We start from the raw sequence: 23,414 nt of genomic DNA, 5'->3' as shown, positions 1-23,414 counted from the left end.
CGGTCCGGACGGGCCGCCGGCGTCGCGCGGTAGTCCGGGAGGGGTGGTGTGGTTGTGGGGTGGGTGGCCGTACCGCTGCGGCTATTTCGCGCAAGCGCTCCGGGGCAGCTTGCCGACCGCGATGGGTGACCGGCCGGGGGCCTTCGCCTTGCCGGCGATGACGGCCGCGAGCGCGGTGAGTGACAGCTTGCTGGACGAGTATGTGGCGACGAGTGTCGGTGTAGTCGCCTGGGCGAGGAGGCCGGGCGAGTCCATCATGACGGTGATCGCCGCGCTGTCGTCGAGGTCGACCCGCTGGTCGCCGTAGCCGACGAGACGGATGACCGCACCGCCCGACGTCTGGACCTGCACCCCGGCCTCCTGGAGCGCCTTGACCAGGTTGACCCGGGCCACCTCGCGATTGGCGGGGGCGAAGACCGACACCGGGCCGTCGGCGAGGGCTCCGGTGCAGCGGCCACGGAGGACCGTCACGGCGGCGGCGTCCAGGGCGGTCACTGCCTGTTGATGGGCGGGTGAGCCGATCACGGAGAGTTCCGGCTGTGGGGTCTGCGCGGTGCGGAACTTGAGGGTGAGGATGCGGGTGACGGCTTCGGTGAGGCGTTCCCGTTTGAGGCTGCCGTCCTTCAGGCCGGCGAGGATGCCGTCGCGGGCGGCACCGATGTCCGGCGGCATGAGCAGCATGTCGTTGCCGGCGTTGAGGGCGCGGACCGCCGCCTCTCCGGCCGGCCACTTCTTGGCGGGGGCCATGTTCATCGCGTCGGTGACGGCGACGCCGGTGAACTTGAGCTGGCCGCGCAGCACGTCCGTCATGATCTTGTGAGAGAAGGTGGCGGCCACCCCCTTGTCGACGGACTGCAGGTTGAGGTGGCCGGACATGACCACGCCGGCTCCCGCGTCGACGCCGGAGCGGAACGGCGGCAGGTCCTGCTGCTCCCAGCGCTTGCGGTCCTGACCGATGACGGGCAGTTCGTCGTGGCTGTCGGCGGTGGTGTGGCCGTGGCCGGGGAAGTGTTTGAGGGAGGCGGCGACGCCCGCCGACTGGAGGCCCCGGACGGCCGCGGCGACCTGCTCGGCGTTGGCTTTCGGGTCGCTGCCGAAGGAGCGGGAGCCGATCACGCCGCCGCCGTTGGTGTTGAGGGTGTCGGCGACGGGCGCGAAGTCGACGGTGACGCCCATCGCGGCGATCTCCTGGCCGGCCGCGCGCCAGGCCGCCTCGGTGAGGTCGGGGCGGGCGGCGGCGCCGAACGCCATCGCGGACGGGAGGATCGTCACGCCCTCGGTGACCCGGGTCACCGTGCCGTACTCCTGGTCCATCCCGATCATCAGGGGCGCGGAGGCCGGCAGTTTCAGCGCGGCGTCCCGGAGGCCGGCGGTGAGTTCGCGGACCTGTTCCGGGTTCTCCACGTTGGTCGTGGGGTTGGTCTTGCTGGTCGGGTCGTCGACGGTGAAGCCGACCAGGATCATGCCGCCGAGGCGGTATTTCGCGATCATCTCGGCGGGCGTGTTCACCCCGGCCAGGCCCTGGTTGGCGCGGGCGTTGTCCTCGTCGACCTCGGTGGCCGAACTGCCGTAGGCATACGGCATCAGCACCTGGCCGGCCAGATCCTCGTCGCTGAGGCGGGCCACGATCTCGGCGGCCCGCGCGGCGGGGTCGGCGGGTGGCGCGGCCGACGCGCTCTCCGGCACCGGCGAGGACGGGCCGGGCGCGGCGGTGGCCGGCGGGGCTGCCGCCGGTTCCGGCTCGTCGCCGCACGCCCCCAGAGCCAGCAGCAGGGGTACGACCAGAGCACGCGCCAGATTTCTCACGATCGCCATCGAACCAGTTCACGGCAAACGTCGCCAGTTCGCCCCGCCACCGCGCCTTGGGCACGCTTCAGGGGGATTTGCCCCGTCAGCCGAAGGTGTGTGTCAGCCGACCCGGGTGAGCAGCGTCACCGGGGCGCCGTCACCGGCATAGCGATAGGGCTCGAGCTCCACGTCCCAGGCGGTGCCGAGCGCCTTCTCCAGCGCATGCGACAGCGCCTCGGGCGCGCGGGCCGAGGTCATGATGGCGCGCAGCCGGTCCTCGCCGATCTGGATGTCGCCCGAAGCGCCCATGACCCCGTGGAACAGCCCTCGACCGGGAACGTGCATGAACCGTTCCCCGTCGACACCCGGACTGGGTTCCTCGGTTACCTCGAATCGGATCATGGGCCACTGTCGCAGGGCAGCAGCCAGCTCGGCGCCAGTCCCGGCACGGCCGGTCCAGCTGCACTCGGCTCGGCGCACGCTGGGATCGACCGGTTGCACGGTCCATTGCAGGTTGACCGGCGCTGTCAGGACGCGCGCGATCGCCCACTCGACATGCTGGCACACGGCGAGTGGGGTCGAGTGGACGTATACGACGCCACACGTTGGCACGGTGACCTCCCGGAGACCGAGGTGCGTCTTCCCCTACGACCTCGACCGCGGTTGATCGTGTCCCATGATGCCGGTTGGTACGGATGGTGCGCCAGAGAATCCGCAACATCGACTATGGGAGCTGCCGTAGTGGCATACCCTGCCCAACGGCCTTACCTGCTCCGACGGTATGGTCGAGGGGACGTCGTGTAGAGTTGCCACGGCCTTTTTTCTTTCTGCCCCAAGCTTTCCTTCAAGGAGTTCCGCCGTGGCGAGCAACACTTCAAAGACCGCCCGCGCATCAGTCCGCGCCGGCCAGGGCAGCGGTGGCGCCCTCAGCGTGCTCGGGGAGTACAAGTACCTGATCCCGCTCGCCGACGGCCGCTTCGCCTACGTGCGCAACCTGACCAACGGCAAGACCGCGCACCTCAAGACCGACTCCGAGGCCTTCGTCGAGGAGATCCGGGTGCTGACCGGCGCCGGCCACGGTGCCAAGATCCGCGCCGAGCTGGTCACCCTGCACGAGAAGAACCCGGAGCACGGCTGGGCCGCCACCGAGAAGCGTCTCGTCGACGCCGGCGTGTTCGAGGGCTGAGTCGCCGCACGACAACGGAAAGCGCCTCCCGGTTTCGGCCGGGAGGCGCTTTTTTGCATGATCAGTGGATCACGGCAGGAACTCGACCCACCCGCTGTCCAGGTCGTAGACGGCACCGGCGACCTTGATCCGGCCCTCCGCGATCTCGTGGGCCAGCTCCGGCACGTCCCGCAGCCGGTCGACCGTCCGGCTCACGTGCTCGCGGACCGCCTTCTCGTCGGTGTCCTCGTCGTCGAGGCCCACCGCCTGCACCGCCGGTGCCAGCTCGTCGACCAGGTAGCCGACGTAGCCCACGTCAGCGCCGGGCCGGGCACCGGCCCGCAGCGCCTCGACGGTGGCGTGGACCGCCCCGCAGCGCTTGTGGCCGACCACGAGCACGAGCGAGACCCCCAGCTCGGCCACCGCGAAGTTGATCGAACCGATCAGCGAGCGGTCCAGCACGTGCGCGCCGGAGCGGGCGACGCAGATCGAGCCGAAGGTCTGGTCGAAGATCGCCTCGAGCGGAACCCGGGAGTCGATGCAGCCGAGCACCAGCGAGTGCGGCTTCTGCCCGTTCGCGGTGGCGGCTGCCTGCGCGACGTCGTGGCCGTACCGCGGGCGGCCGTAGACGAAACGCTTGTTACCGGCGATGAGTTCGCTCATGGCAGCGGAGGGCGTACTGACCTGGGCGTCACGAGTTGCCGTCATGTTAGGGATTTTCGCTGCCCCGGCCCTGGGGAGAAGTGTTTGCGAGGTAACTCACTGTCTCGACAGGGCTGTGGGCCCATGTCAAAAGTCCCACCGAAACATGCTGGTAATACTTCAGATCACGAGTGATGCTTATTACCCGCGGGTACTGCGGGGACCGTGGCCATCACGGAGGTACCCATGCTCACTCTCGCCGACGGCGTCCGACTGTACGTCTCCGTCACCGGTCCGGTGGACGCACCGGTCACCGTGGTGCTCTCGCACGGCTGGTGCCAGGACCGCCGCACCTGGCGGCGGCAGATCGCCGCGCTCGGCGAGATGGGACACAAGGCGCCGCGGGTGATCGCCTTCGACACCCGCGGTCACGGCCGGTCCGGCACCACCCATCTGCGGTCGGCCACCCTGGCCCAGCTCGGCGACGACATGGCCGAGGTGATCCGCCACTACGCGCCATCGGGCCCGGTCGTACTGGCCGGGCACTCGATGGGCGGCATGACGATCATGGAGTATGCGCACCGCCATCCGGACGAGTTCGCCGACCGGGTGAAGGGCCTGCTGCTGGTCTCGACGACGGCCGAGGGCCACACCCACACCCGGTACGGCCTGCCCGACCAGCTGACCGCGCTGCTGCGGGCCGGCGAGACCCTGGGCGCCGGCCTGCTCGCCCGTTCCGGGGCCTGGCGCCCGCACCGGGTGGTGCTGCCCGCCCTGCGCCCGGCGCTGCGGTGGCTGCTCTTCGGCGACGAGTGCGGCGACGAGGCGATGACACTGACCATGGGAGGGCTGGGCCGGGCGCCGCTGCGGTCGATCGGCGGGTTCCGCGAGTCGATCGGCACCCAGCTGCGCCTGGAGACGCTGGCCGGGCTGGGCGACCTGCCGGCGGCCGTGCTGGTCGGCTCCCGGGACCGGCTGACCCCGCCGGCCTGTGCCGAGTCGATCGCCGCGGCCCTGCCCGGTGCCGAGCTGACCGTGGTGCCGGGTGCGGGTCACATGCTGCCGCTGGAGCGGCCGGAGGAGGTGTCCGCGGCTCTGATCACGCTGGTGCGCCGGGCGGCCCGGCGGGCGAGGAAGGGCCGGCGGCCGATCAAGCCCACCATCGGACAGGCCCACTGCCGTAAGGCGGCGTGAGTCGTTTTCCGGGGAAATGCACACCTCGCAGTGATTCGGCGACGATCCTGGGAAGTTCGAACTTCTGCGTGACCGCCGGGCTCGTTCGACGCGGGCGCACGGGCAGGAGTAAGTTCGATTGCCCCCTTCGCGCGAGCGCCTCCGCGCGTGTGGTGGTGCGCCACGAGAGGGAGAACAGCGGACTTGAGCGACACCACCGTCCTGGAGCAGGAGATCGCGGTCGAGCAGGAGCACGTGGACCGGGTCTACGCCCGTCTCACGGAGCTGCGGCGGGACGCTTCCCGGGCCGAGAAGGAGGGCTATCAGCTCGCCGGAGTCGGCACGTTCGGCGCCCTGGTGGAGCGGGACGCGATGGTCTTCCATCAGGCCCGCCGCCGGCACGCGCTGGACGCCGAGCACGAGGGCCTGGTCTTCGGCCGCCTCGATCTGAAGACCGGGGCCACCCACTACGTCGGCCGGATGGGCATCCGCGACGACAACGCGAAACCGCTGGTCGTCGACTGGCGCGCACCGGCCGCGGCGGCGTTCTACCGGGCCACCCCGGCCGACCCGCTCGGCGTGGTGCGGCGCCGGATGATCCAGTCGAGCCGGGAGAGGGTCACCGGCATCGAGGACGACCTGCTCGACCCGGATTCGGCACCCGAGGGCATGCGGGTGGTCGGCGACGGCGCCCTGCTGGCCAGCCTGGCCAAGGCGACCGGCCGCGGGATGCGCGACATCGTCGCCACCATCCAGCGCGAGCAGGACGACGCGATCCGCTCCCCCGCCTCCGGCGTGACGATCGTCACCGGCGGCCCGGGCACCGGCAAGACCGCCGTCGCTCTGCACCGGGCGGCCTATCTGCTCTACTCCGACCGCAGCCGGTTCGCCGGCGGCGGCATCCTGGTCGTCGGCCCGTCCGGCGTCTTCGTGGAGTACATCGCGACCGTCCTGCCGTCGCTGGGCGAGGAGACCGCCACGCTGCGGTCGCTGGGCACGCTGGTGCCGGGCTGGAACGCCACCCGGGTCGACCCGGGCGACGTGGCGTCGATCAAGGGCTCGCTGCGGATGCGGCGGGTGCTGGAGCGGGCCTCGCACGACGCGGTGCCGGGCGGCCCGACCGAGTTGAAGCTGCTCTACCGCGGCACGCTGCTGCGGCTGGGCGCCAACGAGCTGGACCGGATCCGCCGCGCGGCGCTGCCCAACGGCGCACGCCGCAACGAGGTGCGCGGACGCGGCTTCGACCGGCTCTTCGACGCCCTGTGGGCGCAGGCCCGGGACGCGAAGGTACGGCTGCCGGAGAAGCGCGAGTTCGAGTCGGAGCTGGCCGACCGCAACGACTTCCGGGAGTTCCTGAAGGAGTGGTGGCCGCGGTTCACGCCGATGCGGGTGCTGCGCTGGCTGGCCGACCCGAGACGGCTCCGGGCGTACGCGAACGGCGTGCTCTCCCGCGACGAGATCGCCACCCTCCAGGGCTCGTTCGACGCGCTGGCCGAGCACGGGCCGACGATCGCCGACGTGGCGCTGCTGGACGAGCTGGACGAGCTGATGGGCCGCCCCCGGCAGGCGCAGCGGAAGACGACGAACCCGTTCCACGTGCGCGACGGGATCCAGGAGGTCAGCACCTACGCCGACCGGCAGGCCGCGGCCCGTGCCCAGCAGGTGCAGCGCGAGGAGGACTACCGGGAGTACGCGCACGTCGTCGTCGACGAGTCGCAGGACGTGTCGCCGATGCAGTGGCGGATGATCGGGCGGCGTGGCTCCTACGCGTCGTGGACGATCGTCGGCGACCCGGCGCAGACCGCATGGTCGGGTGACCCGGCGGAGCTCGACCGGTCCCGTGACCGGGCGCTGGGCAGCCGCAAGCGCAACAGTTACGCGCTCACCACGAACTATCGGAACTCGTCGGAGATCTTCGAGGTGGCGGCTCGGGTCATCCGTACCATCATGCCCGATCTGCCGTTGCCCTCAGCGGTGCGCAGCACCGGCGTCGCGCCGGCCGACGTCGTCTCCACCGCCGGCGCCCTGCCGGAAACGGTCCGTGAGCTGGCCGAGAAGCAGCTCGCCGAGGTGGATGGCACGATCGGCCTGATCATGCCGGTGCCCCGCCGGGACGAGGTGGCCGGCTGGGTGGCCGGGCTGCCGGAGCGGGTGCAGGTGGTGACCGCGCTGGAGGCCAAGGGTATGGAGTACGACTCGGTGGTCCTGGTCGAGCCGTCGCAGATCGCGACCGACCCGGCCGGGGTCCGCACCCTGTACGTGGCGTTGTCGCGGGCGACGCAGCGCCTGACCACGGTGGGCACGAACCCCGGCTGGCTGCCGAACGACTAGGGGATCGGCACGGAGACCGCGTTGTAGGTGGTCTCCGGGGTCGGCGGTGTGGTGAAGCGGGCGTTCGGCAGGTAGAAGCGCCCGCGGAACTCGGCGATGGTGGTCGGCACGTCGAAGGACGCGTCGGTGGTCGTGCCGGTGAGGGAACCGGCCGTCCCGGACCGGTTCAGCCTGATCTCGGCGATCTGGTTGAGCCGGTTCTGCACCACGTAGAGGTCGCGGCCACGCAGCCACAGCCCGTCGCCGTTGGTCACGAGCGTGTCGCCGACGTCGATCCGCGAGGTGACACCGGCCGTCGTGACCCGGAAGAGGAATCCGGTGTTCGACTGGACGATGATCAGCGCCCGGCCGTCCGGTGTGGTGCTGATGCCGTTGGCGTTGTTGCCGGTCTGCAGCTGGATGTCGCCGGTGAGCGGCACCGCGACGGCCGCCCCGGGCAGCTTGCCGTGCCGGCCGAAGGGCAGCTTGAACAGGGTGAGGCTGCGCGAGTCGGTGAACCAGGCGGCGTCCTCGGTGACGACGACGTCGTTGATGAACGGGCCGTCCGCCGGCGGCCGCAGCTGATAGGACTTCAGGACCGTGCCGGTGCGCAGGTCGATCACCCGGGCGTCGCCGCCCGCGCCGCCGGCCACGAAGAGCCGGCCGTCGTCGATCTTGAGGCCCAGCGAGGCGGTCCCCGGGCCCTGGCTGAACGTGGCGCCGGTTCCGGTGCGCAGGTCGGCGCGATAGATGTCGCCGTCGACGCGGGAGCCGAAGTAGGCGTACGGCTTGTCGCCGATCGCGATGCCCTCGGGCTGGAAGCCGTCGGGCAGGGTGATGGCGGTGGGCGGTGGAGCGGGTGACGCGGCCGCGGCGGGCACGGCGGAGACGGTCACCGCCACGGCGGTGAGGCAGAGAACGTTCGCAAGGGTACGGCGAAGCACGAAACTTCCTTTCCTATGCAGAACGGGGCATCAAGATTCTCATCGCCCGGAAAGGCGGACACAACCGATTGCGCGATCTGCACGTCCGGGCGCTCGGCCTCGGCATCGGCGCGCCTTAAGCTGGATCGCACCACCCCTCAGGCCGAGCCGGCGATCGGTTGGTGATGGATAGCGGTGTTCGAGCTTTAAACGGCATCTGTACTTTTTGCGAACCGCCACGCCGGATGCGCAAAAAGATAACAATGCGAGACATGAGTGACGGGCGTGTCATGGTCTTCGCGCCGGCCCCACAGCTGACGGTGACCATCGAACAACACCACGACGAGCCGGAACTGCACGTTCACCCCGGCGGCCAAGGCATCTGGCAGACCCGGATGATCACGGTGCTCGGGGCGCAGGTGACGCTCTGCACCGCGGCAGGCGGCGAGGTGGGGCGCGTGCTGGCCCCACTGCTCGGCGAGCTGCCGGGCGTGACCCTGCGGCTGGTCCGGCGTGAGCACGGCAGTGGATGGTACGTGCACGATCGCCGCGGCGGCAGCCGGCAGGAGATCGCTGAACGGCCCGGCAGCCCGCTCTCCCGCCATGAGCTCGACGAGCTCTACAACCTGACCCTCGCCGAGGGGCTGCGGGCCGGCATCGCGATCCTCAGCGGCCCCGCACACCCCTCGGTGATCAAACCGGAGGTGTACGGCCGGCTCGCGGCCGATCTGCGCTCCAACGGCTGTCAGGTCATCGCCGACCTGTGCAGCCGCCACCTGGCCGCGGTCCTGGAAGCCGGGATCTCGGTGCTGAAGATCAGCCACGAGGAGCTGATCGCCGACGGTATGGCCCCGGACGGCAGCACCGGAGCCCTGACCAAGGCACTGGTCCAGTTGCACGAGGCGGGCGCCGAGACGGTGCTGGTCTCCCGGGCCGACATGGGCGCTCTGGCGCTCTTCAACGAGGAGATCTACACGGTCGCGCTGCCCCGGCTCACCCCGGCCGAGCACCGTGGCGCCGGCGACTCGATGACCGCCGGGGTCGCGGCCACCCTCGCCAACGGCGGCCCGATGGACGAGGCGGTCCGGACCGGCGCGGCGGCGGGTGCCCTCAACGTCACCCGCCACGGGCTGGGCACCGGGCACGTCGATGCGGTCCGGGTCCTCACCGAGAGGGTCCGGCTGACCCCGATCGAGAAGGCATAGGCATCATGACCCCCACCGCGGGCAATCACCAGCGAATGCGAATCCTGATCACCAACGACGACGGCATCGAGTCCCCGGGCATCCGCACCCTGGCCCGTGTCGCCGCGCACGCGGGATACGAGGTGGTGGTGGCGGCGCCGCTGAGCGAGTCGAGTGGTGCCAGCGCCTCGATGACCGCCGTCGTCCAGGACGGCAAGATCGTCTCCGAGGCACGGGAGCTGGCGGGCTGCCGGAACATCCCGGCCTTCGGAGTGGCCGCGTCGCCCGCCTACATCGTCCTGCTGGCGCTGCGGGACGCCTTCGGACCGGCCCCGGACATCGTGCTCTCCGGCATCAACCGGGGCGCCAACGCCGGGGCGGCGGTGGTGCACTCCGGGACCGTCGGCGCCTGCCTCACCGCGGCGCACGCCGGCCTGCACGGGCTGGCCGTCTCGCTGGACGTGCTCACCCCCGCGGCGGCCAGTGCGTCCAGCGGCGGGGCCGCCATCGCCGCCCTCGACAAGATCGACGACGAGCAGCACCACTGGATCAGCGGCGCCGAGATGGCGATCAAGCTGCTGCCGTCGCTGCTGCACACGCCACCGGGGACCGTCTTCAACCTCAACGTCCCCGACCTGCACGTCGACGGCATCCGCGGGCTGCGGCAGGCGTCGCTGGCCCGTTTCGGCCAGGTGCAGATGAGTATCGCCGAGGCGGGTGACGGTTACGTCCGGACGGCGGTGCAGGCCGCCGAGGAGAACCTGGACGCCGGCACCGACCTGGCCGCTCTCGCCGAGAACTTCGCCGTCGTCACGCCGATCCGGGCGCCTCATGAGGACCAGAGCATCCGGATCAACGTCGAGGGCGTCCTGGTGCAGAGCCCGGCTTACTGAGACGGGGTCAGGCGGTGACCGTCTCCTCGTCGAAGGGCTGTGGGTTGCCGAAGAGACCGAGCAGGCCGGTCACCCAGAGCTGCCGGTGCGCGAAACGGCTGGGCCGCGTCACGACCAGCTTGACATCGCTGACGCCGGCCAGCTGGAACGCGGCGACCAGAGCACTGATGCCCACCGAGTCGATGAAGGTCACGTGCCGCATGTTGAGCTCGATCCGGACGGGCGATCCGGCGGACAGCTGCGCCGCCACGGCCTCACGGATCTCGTACGCGTTCTCGACATCGATCTCGCCTCGCGGGGACACCTCCACCGCGCCGTCAGCCAGCGTCGACGTCGTTATCGACAGCGTCACGTCTTCCCTCCACCCACCCGGCAGATCCGGGTGCTTTTCCTTCTATACGCGGGCGGCCGCAGCGCTGCCCCTGGTCAGGGCGGCGAGGGTTACCCCCGAGAGGTTCGGTGAAACTGACCGAAAGGTTAGGCCCCGAACCTGTTAGTCACCTGAGTGGTCCGTGTGAACCTGGTCAACAATACTGCGGGCCGTCAAATCGTTTTCGAACCGTGATGGCGTCCACACCGGACGTTTGCGGGCACCATGGGCGGGAAACATCCGGAAGACAGTGCGCTGGAGGTGACGGACGATGTTCGCGAAGAAGAACCGGGCCGAACGGACGGCCGAGGAGGCCTGGGAGCACCTCTCCAGCGCCCTGAGCACGGCTGGTGACAGCGCCGGCCGGGCCGGGCGCCGGAGCCGGCGGCTCGCCTCGCAGGCCGGCGACCGCGTGACATCGGTCACCGACGAGGCGATGACGCGGGCCGCGGCGGCCGCCGACGCGCTGGCCGGGCGCCGTCCGCGCCGCCCGTGGGCGCTGATCGCCGCCGTCGGCCTGATCGGCGCGGCCCTCGGCTGGGCGGCGGCGAGCGCGGCCCGCGCGGCGATCGAGCGGCAGGCCGAGAACGAGGAGATCGAGCTGGCCGAGACGGCGGTCGTGGTCACCCCTACGTACGACGACCACTGACCGTCCGGAGGCGTTCTCGCAGGCCCTTGCTGCTCTCCCATGTTGAGCCCAGGCTCTGTACAGTTGAGCGGCATTCGGCTTGAACTCCTACAGATAAGGTCCGCTGGTGCTCAGTGCAGGAAGCCTCCTGGACAACCGCTACCGGTTGGACGACCGCGTCGCGACCGGCGGCATGGGTGACGTCTGGCGCGGCACCGATGTCGTGCTCGGCCGCACCGTCGCCGTGAAGGTGCTGCGGACCGCGATGCTGGAGGACCCGGAGTTCGCCGCCCGCTTCTACGGCGAGGCCCGGATGATGGCCGCGTTCCGGCACCCGGGCGTCGTCGAGGTCTACGACTACGCCAGCGACGGTGACTACGAGGGCCCCGAGCAGGTCGCCTATCTGGTGATGGCGTATGTGGAGGGCAACCCGCTCTCCAGCCGGGTCAAGGAGGGCCCGCTGGGGGTCGCCGAGACGATGGCGATCGTGGCGCAGGCGGCCGACGCGCTGCACGCCGCCCACGAGAACGGGATCGTCCACCGCGACGTCAAGCCCGGCAACCTGATCGTCAAACCGACCGGCGCGGTGATCCTGGTCGACTTCGGTGTGGCCCGGTCCAACGCGATGACCAGCGTCACCGGTCTCAACGCGATCGTCGGCACGGCGCTCTACATGGCGCCGGAGCAGGTGGCCAAGGGCAATCTGACGCCGGCCACCGACATCTACGCCCTGGGCGCGGTGGCCTATCACTGCATCGCCGGCCGGCCGCCGTTCGACGGCGACAACGCGCTCCAGGTGGCACTGCGCCACCTGGAGGACGATCCCGACCCGCTGCCCGATCACGTGCCCTACGAGGTCCAGGACCTGATCGCCCGGGCGATGGCCAAGCAGCCGGCCGACCGGTTCCAGAGCGCGGCCGAGTTCGCCGAGGCGGCGTTCGCGGTGGCCGGGCCGATCGACTGGAAACGGCTGACCGGCACATCGATGAACGCCCCGGTCAGCCCGGCCCGCGTCGGCACCGGGGCCTACCCCGCGGCCCGCTACCCCAGCGGCGCCTACCCGGTCACCGGCTACCCCGGTGGCCAGCACCCGACCGCCCCGATCAGCCCGGCCGGGCCCCGGCAGGCCCTGCCGGCCCAGCGCAGCGTCGCCGCGCCGGCGCCGTTCCCGGTGCCCCGGCCCGGTCAGTCCCCGATCCAGCGCGTCCTGATGTTCGCGATCCTCGGCCTCTTCGTGCTGGCCGGCGGCCTCGGCGTGGCCTTCGCGATGATGGACGAGACGCCGCCGGGAGCCAAGGGCGACCAGGGCAACACGGCACCGCGGGGCAACGAGCCCGCCCCGGTCGACTCCGAGCTGCCCAGCGACGAGCCGACGCCGGCCGAGTCGGAGGAGGTCGTCGTCACTCCGACGAAGACCACCAGGACGAAGAATCCGTCGGCCAGCGCATCGGCCAGCGCATCGCCGTCGCCGAGCGTGTCCTCGGCATCGCCGAGCCCGTCGCCGTCGCCCAGCAAGACCACCGAGAGCCCGAGCCCCAGCCCCAGCCCGGAGACGTCGACCACACCGGTCACGCCGCCGGATGCCGGCACCTGAAATACAACTAACCCTCAACTCGGGCGGCCCGCTGCCGATGGTCCCGGCGGCACGGAGAACCAGCCGGGCCGTTACGGGAAGAGGGTCGCACCACGATGACAGTCCAGACTCCGCCGGAGCCGGGGCACTACCCGAGCGCGCCACCCTGGACCGGGCAGCCGGAGCCCGGGCACTATCCGAGCGCGCCGCCGTGGGCCGTGCAACCGGAGCCGGAGCCGGCACCTCAGCCCGGCACGCCGCCCTGGGCGGTCCCGCCGGAACCCGACCCTCCCGCCGCGCCGCTGTACGGCGGGACGGTGGCGCCCTACGGCTCCCCCGAGAACAAGCACGGTCAGCTGCTGGTCCGGTTCCCCGGTGAGGTGCACGACCTGAACCGGCCGGAGGCCCCGTCGTGGCGGCCGGTGGCCGGCTGGACGTTCCTGCTCAGCGCGCTCGGCATCATCTCGGTGCTGCGCCGGTCGTCGCAGGCCAAGCGGGTCGGTCGCGCCCGCCGGCCGTACTGGATCGTCTTCCTCGTCACGCTGGTGGCCGGGGCTCTCTTCTGGACGGTGGCGGTCCGTTATGCCGCGATCCCGCTCTACCACTACCACCAGGAGTCGGGGCTGACCGAGCAGCTCCAGACGTCACTGGCCGCGGACAGCCGGGTCACGAAGAAGTTCGGTGCGGTCACCGCGGTCGAGTGCACGTCGGAGAGCGACCGGGACGCCGAGGGTGTCCGCACGTACCTGTGCACGTTCGAGCTGTCCACCGGCAAGAGCAACGGGATGTTCGTGGACGCCGACACCGAGGGCAACTGGAAGGAAAAGGAGTGACGGTGGGCCGGCCCGGACGACCGGGCCGGCCCACCGCTGCGGGGGAAGCCGTCAGAAGACCGGCACGCCCTCGCGGACGAGCTGCCAGTTCTTCACCGAGAAGTCGGCCGGGTCGATCCGGCCCTTCGCCTGCGCCCAGTCGATCAGCAGCTGGCGGATCTCCTGCTGGGCGTTGTAGACCTGGGTCTTCACGATGCCCGGGAAGCTGCCGCCGCCGGAACGGCGGTAGTTGTTGACCGCGACCACGAACCGCGCGTCGGCGGCCACATCCACGCCGCCGATCTGCAGGCGGGTGATCCGGCTGCCGACCGGCTTGCTGATGTCGATGTCGTAGTCGACGCCGGAGAACACGTCGTAGTTGTAGTCCGGCACGGCGGCGTCGCTGATCGTCGCCGGGTCGACCGGAGCACCGACCGCGTGGGTGAGGAAGTACTTCGCCGAGTACTCCAGGTACGCCTTCACCTCGGCGCCGGTCAGCACGACCGCCTCCAGGGTGTTGTCGTAGATGTAGAGCCCGGCGACGTCCTTGATCTTCACGTCGCCCTGCGGGAACACCGCGGTCCGGCTGAACGGCGCGGCGATCGACAGCACCGGCAGCGTCGCGTACTCGGTACCGGCCAGCGCCGCCGTGACGGTGTCGGTCTGGACCTGGTTGATGTAGTCCAGGATCGGGGTGTCCTCGTAGCGGCTGGTCTCGGCGGACAGCTCGACGGTGGACGCGGCGACGACCTGGTTGACGTAGGTCACGGTCTTGTCGTGCTGCTTCTTCACCACGGCCAGGACCTTGGGGTCGGCCTCGACGGTGTTGGTGTTCAGCGAGGCCGCGGCCTTCGACGTGATCTTCCAGCAGCCCTTGACGCGGGTGATGTCGAAGTCCATCTTCGTCAGGCGCTGGCCCCACTTGGACGGCTCGGAGAGCAGCACCTGCTCGCCGGTCGTCAGGTTGGTGACGAAGCGCTGCGGGACCTCGCGGTGCGCGTGCCCGAAGAGGATCGCGTCGATGCCGGGCACCTGCTCGGCGATGAGCGCGGTCGGGTTCTCGTTGGGCAGCTCGGGGCCGTAGCTGGAGGTGCCGCTGTCGCCGCCGTGCGCGGAGATCAGCACGACGTCGGCGCCCCGGGCCCGCATGATCGGCACCCACTTGGCCGCCGTGGCGATCATGTCGGTGAACTCGATCTTGCCTTCGACGTTCGCACGGTCCCAGATCGCCGAGCCCGGGTTGGTCAGACCGAGGATGCCGACGCGCAGCGTCGGCGCGTGCCGGCCGAGCGACACCTTCTTGATGACGTACGGGGTGAACGCCGGCTTGCCGGTCTTGACGCTGATCGCGTTCGCGGCGAGCGCCGGGAACCCGAGCTGCCGGATCCACAGGTTCAGCAGCGGCAGGCCGTAGTTGAACTCGTGGTTGCCGAGCGTCACGGCGTCGTAGTGCAGCACGTTCATGGCCCGTGCCATCGGGTGCTTCTCACCGGTGGAGGTGATCGGCTCCTGCTTGGCGTAGTAGGTCGCCAGCGGGGTGCCCTGGATGGTGTCGCCGGCGTCCAGGACCAGGACCGGACCGGTCGCCTCGGCTCGCAGCTTGTTCACCAGAGCGGCCAGCTTGGCCACGCCGACGTCGTTGTGGGCGCTGTCGTCGTACTCGGCGTCCTTGTAGTAGTCCCAGTTGTAGACGTTGCCGTGGGTGTCGGAGGTGCCCAGCACGGTCAGGCGGTAGGTGGTCGTGCCACCGCCCTTGTGGCCGGCCTGCGCCGCCTCGGAGACCATCAACGGCGCGGCGACGCCGGCCGCGGACGCGGCGAGGACAGTCCGCCGCGAAATGCCGGTGGGATGGGTCATTGCGGACCTCTCAGCATCGGATCAGGTGGCGCCTCGTGGGCGCTGAAAACTGCACCCTAACGGCCGGTAAGGGGATCGGTCGATGGAAGGCCGGTTGCGTGGAGATCAAATCTGTTCGAGGGCCTCGATACCCAGCAGAAACATTCCGGTGTGGAGCGTCCGTGCGGTGAGGTCGGCCAGCCCGAGCCGGCTCGCCCGCACCTCGTCGGCGGCCTTCAGCACCGGGCACCGTTCCCAGAAGACCGAGAACGCCGCGGCCAGGCCGTGCAGGTGGACCGCGAGCCGGTGCGGCTCGGCCGAGGCCGCGGCGGCCCGGACCGCCGGTTCGAACCCGAGCAGGGCCAGTGCCAGCGCCCGCTCGGCCGGCTCGGTCACCGTCACCTCGCCCGGGCCGCTGCCGGCCTTCCCGAACAGCGACTGGATCCGGGCGTAGGCGTACTGCAGGTAGGGGCCGGTGTTGCCGGTGCTCGCCAGCATCCGGTCCCAGTCGAAGACGTAGTCGCCCATCCGGTCACCGGAGAGATCCGCGTACTTGATCGCGCCGATGCCGATCGCCGGCTCGGTGGCCCGGGCCGTCGCCTCGTCGAGCAGCTCGGCCAGTTTGATCGTGTCGCCGGCCCGGGTCTTCAGCATCCTGCCGTCGGCGCCCAGGATCGAGCCGAACCCGATGTGCTCGGCGGTCACGTCACCGGGCAGCCAGCCGGCCTCCCGGGCGACCGCGAAGACCATCTGGAAATGGATCCGCTGCGGGCTGCCGACCACGTAGAGCATCCGGTCCGCGCCGAGTTTCCCGACCCGGTGCCGGACGGCGGCCAGGTCGGTCGCGGCGTACCCGAAGCCGCCGTCGGCCTTCCGCACGATCAGCGGCAGCGGGGCGCCGTCCCGCCCGGTGAACCCGGCCGGGAACGCGCAGAGGGCGCCGTCGCTCTCGGTCAGCAGGCCCTTGGCGGTCAGGTCGGCGACCACACCGGCCAGATCGTCCTGGTACCGGCTCTCGCCCGCGAAGTCGTCCGGGCCGAGCGTGACGCCGAGCCGGGCGTAGACGTCCAGGAAGTACCGCTCGGACTGGGCGACCAGCTCCCGCCACAGGTCCCGGGAGAGCGGGTCACCGGACTGCAGCGCCACCACCCGCAGCCGGGCCCGGGTCCGGAAGTCGTCGTCGCCGTCGAACTTGACCCGGGCCTCCTGGTAGAACGCGGTCAGGTCGCCGATCGAGTGGCCGCCGGCTCCGCCGAGGTCGACAAGGTGCTCGACGAGCATGCCGAACGGGGTCCCCCAGTCGCCCAGGTGGTTGACCCGGATCACGTCGTGGCCCAGCCACTCGTACGTCCGGGCCAGCGCGTCCCCGATGATCGTCGACCGCAGGTGGCCGACGTGCATCTCCTTGGCCACGTTGGGGCCGGAGTAGTCGACGACGATCCGCTCCGGCCCGGTGACCGGCGGGACGCCCAGCCGGTCGTCGGCCGCGGCGGCCCGCAGCGCGCCGTTGATCAGGTCGCTGGTGAGGGTGAGGTTGAGGAAGCCCGGGCCGGAGACGGCGATCTCGGCGATGCCGTGCAGGTCAGCGGCGGCGGCCACCTCGGCGGCGATCTCCCGGGGCGGCCGGCCCAGCTCCCGGGCCAGCGCGAGTGGCGCCCCGGACTGGAAGTCGGCGTGCGGCGAGGCCCGGACGGCCGGATCCACCGGGTGACCGGCGACCGCGTGCAGGGCGGGGGCGAGCCGGTCGTGCAGAAGCGATTCGAGATTCATGGGTCGACTCCGTCGATAGATGATCGAGACGGGTCGGACCGGTGCCTTCTCCAGCGCCGGCGGGTGTCGACCCGCCGGGTGGGAAGCATGCTTCAGCGGCGGCCGTGAGGACGCCGGCGTCGTGCACCGGGGAACGGGGCGCTGAAGCAGAACATGCGGCGACTATAGCCCGCCTGGCACGATCGGGGCCATGAACGGGTGGGACGAGGACGGCGAGGGCATTCTGCGGCTGCCGTCCGGACGGCTGGTCCGCGGGCGGGGGCTGCGCCGGGCGATGCCGACCGGGCACCCGCCGCACCTCGGGATCTACCTGCAGGGTGCGGCGCCGCCCGAGTTCGGGTGGGAGAGCCGGTGGGTGCGGTGGCCCGACTTCTGGCTGCCGCGCGATCGGCCGTACACCTCGGAGGTCTTGAAAGAGGCCCTGCGCCGGGCGGACGGTGAGCGGGTCGAGATCGCCTGCACCGGAGGGATCGGGCGGACCGGGACCGCGCTGGCGTGCCTGGCCGTCCTCGACGGTGTGCCGCCGGGTGAGGCGGTGGCGTTCGTGCGGGCGCACTATCACCGGCAGGCGGTGGAGACGCCCTGGCAGAAACGGTTCGTCGAGCGTTTCACGAGTTAGGCGGCGGCGGTGGGGTGGCCGAGATCTGCTCCAGGTGGATGCTCAGACGCCGGGACTCGAGGTGGGTCTGCCAGGCCAGCCAGAGGGTGAGGGCGCCGAGGCCGGTCCCGGTGGCACCGGCCAGCTGGTCGGCGAGGCTCGGGCCGAGGAAACTGACCGCGAAGAGCGGCACCGCGATGCAGCCGAGCATCACCAGGATGCCCACCCGCAGGCGCTTGCCGGCGAGCTGCCGCTCGACGTCCTCCGGGCGGGCCGGCTGCGGCTGTGGTTTCGGCTTGCGGTCGGCGTAGACGCGTTTCAGGACCTGGTCGACGACCAGCTGGAGCAGCAGGATCGCGGCGGTGACGAAGAGCGGGATGTGCCAGCCCTGCAGGCCCGAGCTCATTTCAGCGCCTCCTGGATGTCGTTCACGAACCGCTGGGTGAGTTGCTCGCCGCGGTGCAGATAGGCGTACGTGTGCTCCTTGAACCGCTCGGCGAACTCGGCGTAACCGGCCGTCATCGGCCGTGGCCGGGCGTCCTCTATGGCGTCGCGGACCATGGCCAGGTGCGGCGCGGTCTCCTTGAGCTGGGCGTCGATGTAGGCGTCCAGGCCGGTGGGCGCGAACCCGTAGGTCGCCAGCAGCTTCTGCGCCGGTGTGTCGGTGAGGAAGTGGATGACCTGCTCGGCGGCCTCGCGGTGCGGGCTGTCGGCGGCGACCGCGAGGTTCTGGCCGCCGAGGATGCCGATCGGGAGGCGGCTCAGCCGGATCTCCGCGGTGTCCGGCCGGGCGCGCTCCTCCCGGTCGACGCCCGGGAACCAGACCGGCCAGTTGCGCATGTAACGCAGATGCTCCTGCTGGAAGGCCCGGATCGTGTCCTCCTCGCTGGTCCGGGTCTTGATCCGGCCCGACCGCATCGCCTCGGCCAGCGGTTTCAGCGCGCCCTGCCACTGGGTGAGACTGGTCGACAGGACGCCGTCCTGGTCGAGGATCAGCGGGTCCTGCGCGAGGGCGTGCTCCAGCACGTTGATCACGAACGCCTCGTCGGTCTGCGCGCCGATCGTGTCGAGCTGCCCGATGAACCCGTCCAGGGCGAGGACGTCACGCAGCTCCGGCTCGCGGTCGGCGGCGCGTTTGTCGGTGACCCGCCGGTAGAGCATGCCGACGTCGCTGTTGAACGGGATCGCCCAGAGCCGGCCCGAACCGTCCTCCATCTCGCAGGCCCGGCGCACCGGGTCGAGTAGCGAGATGTCGTTGCGCGGGGTGATCGGCGCGATCCGGCCGGCGTCGGCGAACCGGCGGATGTGGATGACGTCGAGGTTGTAGATGTCGGCGCGGTTCTCGGTGAACTTGGCGAACTGGTCCTGGGTGGTGCTGTTGATCTCCCGGGGCACGATCGTGATGTCCGGATGCAGTTCGTTCCAGAGCGTGATCAGCAGGTTCCGGCCGCCGCCGGTCGGCTCGGAGCCGGTCGCGAGCGTCAGGGTGACCGGCTCCCGGCGGGTCAGGACATATCCGGCGGCGGAGGAGAGCAGGCCGGTACTCAGCACGCCGACCATGAACGACCGTCGCGAGTAGACCTGGGCCATGTGATGCACGTTACTGGACCGTGGCCCGGTGGGCGGCCCCACCGGACCACGATGTGATCAGAGAGTGACCGGTGGGCGCCAGATGGTGAAGTCCTCGATGTGGAAGTGGCTGGCCACCGTGCGGAAGGCGAACCAGCCGCTGCGGTACGGGTCCGGGTCGGTGTAGTCGAAGACCAGCTGGTCGTCACTGAAGTACCGGATCTGCTGACCGTTCACCTGGATCCGGACCTTCACCGGTACGTTCGCCTCGATCAGTGGCGACGTGTAGTCGTAGATCAGCGGACGGTTGCCGGGCTCTCCCACGTACTTACGGAACCTGGTCGTGGTGTTCAGGTTCGCGCCCTGACCGACGTAGTAGGTCTTCAGGTAGTCGTACTGTGCGAAGGCGCCGTTGCGGGTCGTCGCGAAGATGTCCGCCGGTGATCGCACGTCGCGGGCGTTCCAGAACGTGTTCAGGTCGGTGACCTTGTCGTTCGCCCCGCCCGCACTCACCGGCGTGGCGGTGAACTCGATCTCGTACGGCCCCTCGATCTCCTGCTTCAGCCAGACCGTCGCGCCGTTCGGCACGTCGATGTCGAGGACGCCGTCCTTCGCCCGGACGGTGCCGCCGCTCTGCAGCTCGGAGGACCACTTGCCGGAGTCGTCGACGAAGTTGTCGTAGGCGATGACCGACCAGGCGCTCTGCCGCGCGGTGGTGATCTTCGGCTTGGCCGGGGGCCGGCTGCCGAACCCGAGGTAGAAGTCGGGCAGCGTGGACTGCAGGTAGCCGCGGACCGTCCAGCCCAGCCGGTAGGCCGGGTTGTGGGCCAGGGTGTAGAGCTTGACGTTGGTCGGGATGTTCGTGGTGAACAGCCGCAGCGTGGTGTGGTCGGCGGTCTCGGCGAAGTACTCCTCGCGCCAGTCGCCGAGGATGTCGCCGTAGAACGGGACCGCGTTGCGCCACGACGAGACCACACCGGACGGCTCGAAGATCTTCGAGGTCGTCTGTTTCTTGGGGTTCCACTTCTCGACGTAGGTGTTGTCGAGCAGCTCGGAGCCCTTGTCGCCGTCCCACCAGATGCGGAAGTTGACACTCGGCGTGGTCTTCGCGATCCGCGTGCCGTCGACGCTCCACACACCGGCACCGGGGAGATCGGCATTGGCGGTGGCCGCCCAGAACTCGTAGCCGTCGTGAGCCGGGTCGATGTCGGCCGTGGTGCCGCGCGGGACGTCCCAGAGCGTGGCGTCCTGCGGGACGTCCGGATGCGAGCCGGTGATCAGGCGCTCGCCGGTCGCCGCGTCGTAGTAGTACCAGGGGAAGTTCGTGAAGATCCCGCCCTCGGTCTGCTGGATGGCATACCCCTCCAGCCCGGGACGGCTCGGATCGAGGTCTCCGATGTGGAACCGGTCGCCGTGGACCGAGCCCTCGACGACATAACGGAACGTGCCGTCACTGTTGACGACGTAGTTACCGTCCGCGATGTCGTCCTTGCCGTCCTGGTCGACGTCGACGATCCGGAGCTGGTGGAAACTGGTGCCCTGGTCTGCTCCCCGGACGAACTTCCACTTCCGGGTCAGGTCGCGGCCGTTGAAGTCCCAGGCCGCGAAGAGGACCCGGAAGTCGCCGCGCTTCGCCCCGATCCGGACCACCTGCTTGGTGATCAGGCTGGGGTGCACGCCGTCCAGGTAGGCGACGCCGTACTGGCCACCGGACGGGCCGTCGGCCGTGAAGTCGTCGGCGACCGGGACGCGCTCCCGCTCGACACCGGTCCGGCCGTCGATCACCGAGACGAACTGGTCCAGAGCGCCCGGCGTCCGGATCACCGCTCCGTCGGCGAACGTGGTCCCGTTGGCGGTCTTCACGAAGACCTCGGATCGGCCGTCACTGTCCAGGTCGTACACCGTCACGTTGTCGTCGTTGCGGTAGCCGGCCACCTCGCCGTAGCCGCTGATCGCGGCGAGCGGCGGGTCGTTGGCGGCGTTGCCCCCGGCCCGGGCGTACGAGTTGACTCCGAGGTCGACCCGCCACAGGTTGCGCCCGTCGAGGGTGTACGCCTCGAGGTAGTTGGGCTGGTCGAGGGCGTAGGACAGCCGGGAGACGACGATCTCGTAGCGGCCGTCCCCGTCCAGGTCGCCGGGCCACGCGTGGTGCACGTAGTAGTTGACGGCGGGTAGCAACGGGATGTCACCGGGTGTGATCGCCGGGCCGCTCGGCGCCTGCTCGCGGTTCTTGACGACGGCCCGGACGGTGTAGACGCCGGTGCCGGGAGTGGTGTCGGTGAAGTTCGTCGACTCGTCGAGAGGCTTGCGGTTGAGCTTCGTCGCACCCTTGTAGACGTTGAACTCGACGTTGTTGCCGTACTCGGTGCCGAGCAGGCGCCAGCTCAGGAAGGTGCCGCCGTTCGGGGCGGGCACGGCGACCAGGCCGCGGTCCAGGTCCTCGACGATGCGCCTCTTCTCGGAACCGGCGTGCGCCGGTGTCGCCAGGAGGCCGACGGCCAGTGTGAGGCCGGCCACGGCGGCGGTGATCGCTTTCATGCCGCGGAAGGTAGGGGACGAGTATGTATCGACGTTTGCGGAAGTTTGAATCACCCGCGCCGAGCGGACCGCGTCGGCTCAGGTGAGAGCTTTGCCGCGCTGCAAAATTGAGACGGTGGCCACGCTCCCATCGAGGGCGGCGATCAGCACGCCGAGATGCTCCAGCAACTCGGGGCTGACCGGCAACTCGGCGATGATCTGCCGGATCTCCTCGTCGACGCGGTCGTGCAGGCCTCGGCCACGAGCCGACAGATGCACCCGGATGCGCCGGCGGTCGATGTCGTCGCCCCGGCGGTAGACCAGGTTCTCCTCGACCATGTGGTCGATCAACCGGGTGAGACTGCCCGGCGGCAGGAAACTGAGCTCGGACAGCTCGGTCATGAAGTGGCCGTGGCCGTCGGCCAGCACACGGACGACCCGCCAGGCGTCCATCGAGCAGCGCTCGGCGCCGAGGATGGCGGCCACGCGGCGCGACATCAGCCGCTCGGCACGAGTGAGCAGGTACATGAGGTCCGTGGATCCCCGCATCGTCGGGATGTTACCGAAGGGGGACCATGAGGCCATGTCGTCGTTCGACGTGGCTCTCGTCGTGCCGCTGCGCGGGCCGGCCGGGATCTTCGGGCCGGGCGCCGAGCTGTGCGCCGGTCTCGCCGCCGAGGAGATCAACCGGGCCGGCGGCATCCTCGGGCGGGAACTGCGCCTGGTGCCGGTCGACGGCGGCGCCGACCCGCGGGCGGTGGCGGCCGAGGTCGCCGGACTGGTCGGCACCGGAGCGGTGCAGGGGGTCACCGGCTGGCACATCTCCACGGTCCGGCAGGCGGTCGCCCCGCGGGTGGCGGGCCGGGTGCCCTACGTCTACACGGCGCTCTACGAGGGCGGCGAGCGGGCCGAGGGCGTCTACCTGACCAGCGAGACCCCGGACGTGCAACTGTTCCCGGCGATGAGCCTGCTCGCCGGGGAGCGGTCGGCCCATGACTGGTACATCGTCGGCAACGACTACGTCTGGCCGCGCCGGACCGCCCAGGCGGCCCGGCGGCACGCGATCGCGGACGGGATGACGGTGGCCGGGGAGAGCTACGTCCCGCTGGGCACACACGACTTCTCCGCGGTGCTCCGGCGGATCGAGCGGTCCGGGGCCGACGCGGTGCTGATGCTGCTGGTCGGTACGGACGCGGTGCGGTTCAACCGGGCGTTCGGCCGGGCCGGACTGGCCGCCCGCTGCCTGCGGCTGAGCACCCTGATGGACGAGAACATGCTGCTGGCCAGCGGCGCCCCGGCCACCCGGGACCTGTTCAGCACGGCCGGGTTCTTCGCCTCGATGGTGACGCCGGAGAATCTGGACTTCCATGGGCGGTACGCGGCCCGGTTCGGTCCCGAGGCGCCGCCGCTGGGCAGCCTCGGTGAGTCCTGTTACGAGGGCGTGCTGCTGTTGGCGGCGCTGATCGAGCGGGCCGGGTCGCCGGATCTCCGGGCGATCGGGGCGAACGCCGAGTCGGTGTCCTACGAGGGGCCGCGCGGGCTGCTGCGACTGCGGGAACGGCACGTGAACCAGCGCATCTATCTGGCCGAGGCCCGGGGCGTCGAGTTCGATGTCCTCACCGAGCTGACCTGATCAACCTTCTTCTATGTCAGAAGTGAGTCA

Annotated in this window: 21 protein-coding genes; 10 read left to right on the top strand and 11 right to left on the bottom strand. The window is 70.5% G+C overall.

What is annotated here, in order from left to right; all coding sequences use genetic code 11:
• Positions 1-81: 81 nt before the first annotated feature.
• Complete coding sequence (locus ACFO0C_RS47090; protein ID WP_378073416.1) at positions 82-1,815, bottom strand: glycoside hydrolase family 3 protein; 1,734 nt, start codon at positions 1,813-1,815, stop codon at positions 82-84.
• Between the two features lie 93 nt (positions 1,816-1,908).
• Positions 1,909-2,400: a DUF3145 domain-containing protein gene (locus ACFO0C_RS47085; protein WP_378073415.1), complete on the bottom strand. Its 492-nt coding sequence runs from the start codon at positions 2,398-2,400 to the stop codon at positions 1,909-1,911.
• Positions 2,401-2,647: 247 nt separating this feature from the next.
• Here ACFO0C_RS47085 and ACFO0C_RS47080 point away from each other — a divergent pair, with 247 nt between their 5' ends.
• Complete coding sequence (locus ACFO0C_RS47080) at positions 2,648-2,974, top strand: hypothetical protein (RefSeq protein WP_378073414.1); 327 nt, start codon at positions 2,648-2,650, stop codon at positions 2,972-2,974.
• Positions 2,975-3,043: 69 nt separating this feature from the next.
• Here the strand turns inward: ACFO0C_RS47080 and ACFO0C_RS47075 are convergent, their stop codons facing one another.
• Complete coding sequence (locus ACFO0C_RS47075; RefSeq protein ID WP_378073413.1) at positions 3,044-3,661, bottom strand: carbonic anhydrase; 618 nt, start codon at positions 3,659-3,661, stop codon at positions 3,044-3,046.
• A 180-nt stretch (positions 3,662-3,841) separates the two neighbouring features.
• Here ACFO0C_RS47075 and ACFO0C_RS47070 point away from each other — a divergent pair, with 180 nt between their 5' ends.
• The gene (locus ACFO0C_RS47070; protein ID WP_378073412.1) at positions 3,842-4,789 is read left to right on the top strand and encodes an alpha/beta fold hydrolase; all 948 of its coding nucleotides are present in this window, start codon (positions 3,842-3,844) and stop codon (positions 4,787-4,789) included.
• Between the two features lie 183 nt (positions 4,790-4,972).
• The gene (locus ACFO0C_RS47065; protein ID WP_378073411.1) at positions 4,973-7,099 is read left to right on the top strand and encodes a HelD family protein; all 2,127 of its coding nucleotides are present in this window, start codon (positions 4,973-4,975) and stop codon (positions 7,097-7,099) included.
• Here ACFO0C_RS47065 and ACFO0C_RS47060 read toward each other — a convergent pair.
• Positions 7,096-8,022 (bottom strand): SMP-30/gluconolactonase/LRE family protein, encoded by a 927-nt coding sequence (locus tag ACFO0C_RS47060; RefSeq protein WP_378073410.1) that lies wholly within the window; start codon positions 8,020-8,022, stop codon positions 7,096-7,098. The two genes, ACFO0C_RS47065 and ACFO0C_RS47060, sit on opposite strands and share 4 nt — an antisense overlap.
• 242 nt (positions 8,023-8,264) lie before the next feature.
• On the opposite strand from ACFO0C_RS47060, the gene ACFO0C_RS47055 reads away from it, so the two are divergent.
• The gene (locus ACFO0C_RS47055) at positions 8,265-9,206 is read left to right on the top strand and encodes a PfkB family carbohydrate kinase (protein WP_378073409.1); all 942 of its coding nucleotides are present in this window, start codon (positions 8,265-8,267) and stop codon (positions 9,204-9,206) included.
• Between the two features lie 35 nt (positions 9,207-9,241).
• Positions 9,242-10,078 (top strand): 5'/3'-nucleotidase SurE, encoded by an 837-nt coding sequence (gene surE / locus ACFO0C_RS47050; protein ID WP_378073408.1) that lies wholly within the window; start codon positions 9,242-9,244, stop codon positions 10,076-10,078.
• A gap of 7 nt (positions 10,079-10,085) precedes the next feature.
• On the opposite strand, the gene ACFO0C_RS47045 is transcribed toward surE, so the two are convergent.
• Entirely contained in the window at positions 10,086-10,430 is a 345-nt protein-coding gene (locus ACFO0C_RS47045) for an STAS domain-containing protein (RefSeq protein ID WP_378073407.1), read from the bottom strand.
• 289 nt (positions 10,431-10,719) lie between these two features.
• Here ACFO0C_RS47045 and ACFO0C_RS47040 point away from each other — a divergent pair, with 289 nt between their 5' ends.
• The 3 genes from ACFO0C_RS47040 (at position 10,720) to ACFO0C_RS47030 (ending at position 13,482) form a co-directional block, all read left to right on the top strand.
• Positions 10,720-11,097, top strand: coding sequence for a hypothetical protein (locus ACFO0C_RS47040; protein WP_378073406.1), 378 nt, complete (start codon positions 10,720-10,722; stop codon positions 11,095-11,097).
• 106 nt (positions 11,098-11,203) lie between these two features.
• Positions 11,204-12,670 carry a serine/threonine-protein kinase gene (locus tag ACFO0C_RS47035; protein ID WP_378073405.1) on the top strand — a complete coding sequence of 489 codons (1,467 nt, stop codon included), beginning with the start codon at positions 11,204-11,206 and terminating at the stop codon, positions 12,668-12,670.
• Positions 12,671-12,765: 95 nt separating this feature from the next.
• Positions 12,766-13,482: a hypothetical protein gene (locus ACFO0C_RS47030; RefSeq protein ID WP_378073404.1), complete on the top strand. Its 717-nt coding sequence runs from the start codon at positions 12,766-12,768 to the stop codon at positions 13,480-13,482.
• Positions 13,483-13,533: 51 nt separating this feature from the next.
• Here ACFO0C_RS47030 and ACFO0C_RS47025 read toward each other — a convergent pair whose 3' ends face one another.
• Together ACFO0C_RS47025 and argS are read right to left on the bottom strand one after the other, a co-directional pair.
• Positions 13,534-15,318 carry a bifunctional metallophosphatase/5'-nucleotidase gene (locus ACFO0C_RS47025; RefSeq protein ID WP_378073403.1) on the bottom strand — a complete coding sequence of 595 codons (1,785 nt, stop codon included), beginning with the start codon at positions 15,316-15,318 and terminating at the stop codon, positions 13,534-13,536.
• Between the two features lie 105 nt (positions 15,319-15,423).
• Positions 15,424-17,067 (bottom strand): arginine--tRNA ligase, encoded by a 1,644-nt coding sequence (gene argS / locus ACFO0C_RS47020; RefSeq protein ID WP_378073402.1) that lies wholly within the window; start codon positions 17,065-17,067, stop codon positions 15,424-15,426.
• A 190-nt stretch (positions 17,068-17,257) separates the two neighbouring features.
• Between argS and ACFO0C_RS47015 the strand changes: the two genes are divergently transcribed.
• Entirely contained in the window at positions 17,258-17,686 is a 429-nt protein-coding gene (locus ACFO0C_RS47015) for a protein-tyrosine phosphatase family protein (RefSeq protein WP_378073401.1), read from the top strand.
• Here the strand turns inward: ACFO0C_RS47015 and ACFO0C_RS47010 are convergent.
• From ACFO0C_RS47010 to ACFO0C_RS46995, 4 genes are all read right to left on the bottom strand, one after another.
• Positions 17,676-18,071, bottom strand: a complete 396-nt coding sequence (locus ACFO0C_RS47010) for a hypothetical protein (protein ID WP_378073400.1) — start codon at positions 18,069-18,071, stop codon at positions 17,676-17,678. The two genes, ACFO0C_RS47015 and ACFO0C_RS47010, sit on opposite strands and share 11 nt — an antisense overlap.
• Entirely contained in the window at positions 18,068-19,255 is a 1,188-nt protein-coding gene (locus ACFO0C_RS47005; RefSeq protein ID WP_378073399.1) for an extracellular solute-binding protein, read from the bottom strand. Before ACFO0C_RS47005 ends, ACFO0C_RS47010 begins: the two co-directional genes overlap by 4 nt.
• A gap of 57 nt (positions 19,256-19,312) precedes the next feature.
• Entirely contained in the window at positions 19,313-21,772 is a 2,460-nt protein-coding gene (locus ACFO0C_RS47000; protein WP_378073398.1) for a rhamnogalacturonan lyase family protein, read from the bottom strand.
• Between the two features lie 78 nt (positions 21,773-21,850).
• Complete coding sequence (locus ACFO0C_RS46995) at positions 21,851-22,300, bottom strand: MarR family winged helix-turn-helix transcriptional regulator (RefSeq protein ID WP_378073397.1); 450 nt, start codon at positions 22,298-22,300, stop codon at positions 21,851-21,853.
• 34 nt (positions 22,301-22,334) lie between these two features.
• Between ACFO0C_RS46995 and ACFO0C_RS46990 the strand changes: the two genes are divergently transcribed.
• Positions 22,335-23,384 carry a substrate-binding domain-containing protein gene (locus ACFO0C_RS46990; protein WP_378073396.1) on the top strand — a complete coding sequence of 350 codons (1,050 nt, stop codon included), beginning with the start codon at positions 22,335-22,337 and terminating at the stop codon, positions 23,382-23,384.
• The last annotated feature ends 30 nt before the right edge of the window (positions 23,385-23,414 follow it).

It is taken from the genome of Actinoplanes subglobosus, from assembly GCF_042650585.1.
Classification (GTDB): domain Bacteria; phylum Actinomycetota; class Actinomycetes; order Mycobacteriales; family Micromonosporaceae; genus Actinoplanes; species Actinoplanes subglobosus.
This window is presented reverse-complemented; position numbering and strand designations above follow the sequence as displayed.